Source organism: Vibrio makurazakiensis (assembly GCF_050337375.1).
Lineage (GTDB): Bacteria > Pseudomonadota > Gammaproteobacteria > Enterobacterales > Vibrionaceae > Vibrio > Vibrio makurazakiensis.
In genome coordinates this window covers 1-3,426 of record NZ_JAKJSW010000318.1, presented here as the reverse complement: position 1 = coordinate 3,426, position 3,426 = coordinate 1, and the positions used below count along the sequence as shown (strand labels likewise).

Genomic DNA, 3,426 nt, shown 5'->3' with positions numbered 1-3,426 from the left:
ATGTATTGACTGCGGAATTAGCAATGATGGTTGGCACATGGGGTGTGGCAGGATTCAAAGGTAAGACAAACTTCTTATCATTTTTCCCTGTCAACATGAGAGCGCTATGGACAGTTCTTAGAGGGAAGAAGATAACGTTCCCTACGACACCTAAAGAACGCCAAACAGGTAACTTCTTTAAGTTGGTTGCCCCTCAAGCAATAGTGTTCTTCGTCAGCCTATTTAGTTTAGCTTATGCCTGGTTTGGTTATTCTTCAGGTATGTGGGGCAACTACTCTATTGGTGGTTTGGTACTTAATACATTTTGGATTTTAAACAATATGCTTGCTATGTGGGGGATGATAGCAGCAGCTTTCTGGACCCCACCATCTTCAAAAGAAGGCTCAGTAGAGACAGCAGAATCGGAGGAGTTAAAATATGGAATTTAAGCAAGCGATGGTGAATGCAAGGCACCATATAGTCTTCATTTTAGGGTTAGCAACCGCGCTAGCTATTGCGTTCTCCTTAGAGAGCAAAGAGCCTCAGAAAGTTCTGGGAAACTTAACACTAGAATCAACGGAACTCATCCCTGAGAAAGAGTCTAGGATTTTATCTGCTCAAGAGTTCGAATGGGCGAATGTTGCTTGGCAGTATTTCGATAATAACTATCAAGAGAATACTGGCTTGGTGAATTCAGTGGATGGATACCCTTCAACCACTATGTGGGATACCGCTTCTTATCTTATGGGGCTAATTTCAGCTGAAAAACTGAATGTAATACCGAACGAAAAGTTCACCATCCGAATGGAAAAGGCTTTGCATACCTTGTCCAAGATCCCGCTAGTAGATGGGAAGTTGCCTAACAAAGCGTATAACACTCAAACGCTTCAAATGGTGGATTATGAAAACAACCCTCAAGAGAATGGTATCGGTTGGTCTGCTATCGATATTGGACGCGTTCTTGTGCCTATGAACATTTTGATTTGGCAATATCCTCAGTTCAACAAGCAGGTCAATGAAGTCTTAGACCATTGGCAAGTCAGTGAAATGATCAACCAAGGTTACCTTTATGGTGCTAGGCCCTCTAATCGCTCAGATGAACTTGAACTAGTCCAAGAGGGGAGAATTGGCTATGAAGAGTACGCTTCTAAATCTCTGGCACTGATGGGGCGCGATGTTTTCAATTCGATGAAATACATTGATTACTTAGAAATGATCAATATTTATGGTGTGGATATACYAACAGATAAACGTGACCCTGCGGAGTTTCATGCACATAACTATGTGGTGAGTGAATCTTACATTCTAGATGGCATTGAATTTGGTGCTGACAGTGTTTCGAAAGTCTTTGCACATCGTATTTATCAAGCGCAAGAAAAGCGTTATCAAGAGACAGGCATAGAGACCGCTGTTAGTGAGGATAATGTCGATGAAGCACCGTACTTTGTTTACAACACTGTTTTTTCAAATGGTAAGCCTTGGAATACGATATCGGACGATGGTAAAGACCAGTCGCATTTAAAAACGTTGTCGACTAAAGCCGCTTTTGGCTGGTATGCATTATACGAGACAGATTATACAGATCTGCTTATAGAAAAGGCCTCTGAACTGAGTTCAAAAGATAAAGGCTGGTATTCAGGTCGTTATGAAAGTGACGGAAGAACCAATAAAGCGATTACTGCAAACACCAACGGAATAGTTCTGGAATCGTTGGCCTATATCGAAAATGGGCCGTTGGTGTCAGTAGGACGATAATAATAAGAAAAGGAAAGCTTATGCGCTATGTTGTAGTTGGTATGTTAGGGGTTGCGTTAGTTGGGTGTGGGAACAAATACAATCAATTTTCTGATGATATCGTTGATCGGAAAACACACTGGGATATACCTCAGCCAAGGCATGGAGTATTGACTGAAAAAGAAATGGATATGGCGCGTATCGCCTGGAAATATTTTGAGAATAATTACCAAGAATCGACAGGCTTAGTCAATGCGGTAAATAATTATCCATCGGTTACTTGGTGGGATGCCGCTTCTTATATGGCGGGTATGGTGAGCGCGTATGAGCTGGGGATTATAAAGAAAGAAGAATTTGACCGTCGTCTTATTCGTTTTTTGACCACACTAAATACCTTAGACTTGTTTAAGGGAGAGCTACCAAACAAAGCTTATAATACCCAGACAGCTGTTAAAGTGGACTACGGTAACCAGCCTGGAGAAATTGGCTACTCGGCTTTGGACCTTGGTCGATTAATGATTTGGCTTTATATCGTAAAACAACGCTACCCAGAGTTTGCGACAAGTATTGATTCTGCTGTATTACGTTGGAATTTTTGTAATGTTGTTGACGAAAACGGCACGATGTTTGGTGCATTGCTGGAAGATGGAAAACCCGTGCAATACTTGCAGGAAGGTCGCTTAGGTTACGAAGAATACGCGGCTAAAGGTTTCGCGCTTTGGGGCTTTAACACCCAGCAAGCCGCGATGGCTGAACCATACTCTACGATAAACTTGTACGGTTACGATGTCCCTTATGACACCCGTGACCCACGTAAGTTAAAAGCGCACAGTTATGTCGTTACTGAAAGTTATGTGCTTGATGGTATTGAACTTGGTTGGGATGAGCCTGAAGACAGAACGCCACATGACCTATCGTATAGTAGTGTTTGGATCTCTGAGTTCGCTTTGCAAATTTATCGCGTTCAAGAGGAGCGCTATAAGCAGACGGGCATTATCACCGCAAGAACGGAACATCAGTTGGCTGGTGCGCCATATTTCGTTTACGACACCATTTACACTGATGGTTTCCCATGGAATACCATTTCAGAATCTGGAGAGTTCTTACCGCAACTCTCAGCTGTTGCCGTAAAAGGGGCTATGGGGATGTGGGCTTTGTGGGACACTGACTACACAGATTTGTTATTTGACCACGTATCGACTGCTTACGACCGCAACAAAGGGTTTTATGAAGGCATCTTTGAAAATGGTACTGGCTTAATCAATACATTTACTTCAAACAATAACGGGATAACGTTAGAAATATTGCTGTATAAGCAGCAAGGCAAGCTATTGACCTATAAGGAACAATTGGCACCAAGTTTATGGGAGAAAGCATTGGAATCCCCATTTGGTTATGAAGGGCAGTGCCTACCTCGTAAGCCATATACGCCAGTTCAGTAATAAGGTTAGTCAGTGATAAAGAGTTTTACTGTACTCGTGATGGCTTCGTTAGTGACATCTTGTGGTGTGGTTTATCAAGGTGTAACTGATGGCGTGTCTGCGATTAATCAATCTCAAGCATTTAGACAAGGTCGTTATGGTCAATTGTCTGAAGAAGAACTTGTGTGGGCGACCACTGCCTGGAAATACATAGAGAACAATACACAACTTAAGGTTGGGTTAGTTAATAATATTGACAACTATCCGACGACGAACATGGCTGGTATAGCGG

General features: G+C 42.4%; 3 protein-coding genes and 1 pseudogene. All 4 read left to right on the top strand.

Annotated features, from left to right (window positions below):
• Nucleotides 1-428 (top strand): annotated as a pseudogene (locus L4C33_RS20715) (cellulose synthase); the annotation flags it as partial.
• On the top strand, nucleotides 418-1,734 hold the full coding sequence (locus L4C33_RS20710; RefSeq protein WP_428814282.1) for a DUF3131 domain-containing protein: 1,317 nt from the start codon (nucleotides 418-420) through the stop codon (nucleotides 1,732-1,734). The pseudogene L4C33_RS20715 and the gene L4C33_RS20710, both read left to right, overlap by 11 nt.
• Nucleotides 1,735-1,754: 20 nt before the next feature.
• Entirely contained in the window at nucleotides 1,755-3,155 is a 1,401-nt protein-coding gene (locus L4C33_RS20705) for a DUF3131 domain-containing protein (RefSeq protein WP_428814281.1), read from the top strand.
• Between the two features lie 39 nt (nucleotides 3,156-3,194).
• The coding region (locus tag L4C33_RS20700; protein ID WP_428814283.1) for a DUF3131 domain-containing protein at nucleotides 3,195-3,426 on the top strand (232 nt) is incomplete at its 3' end.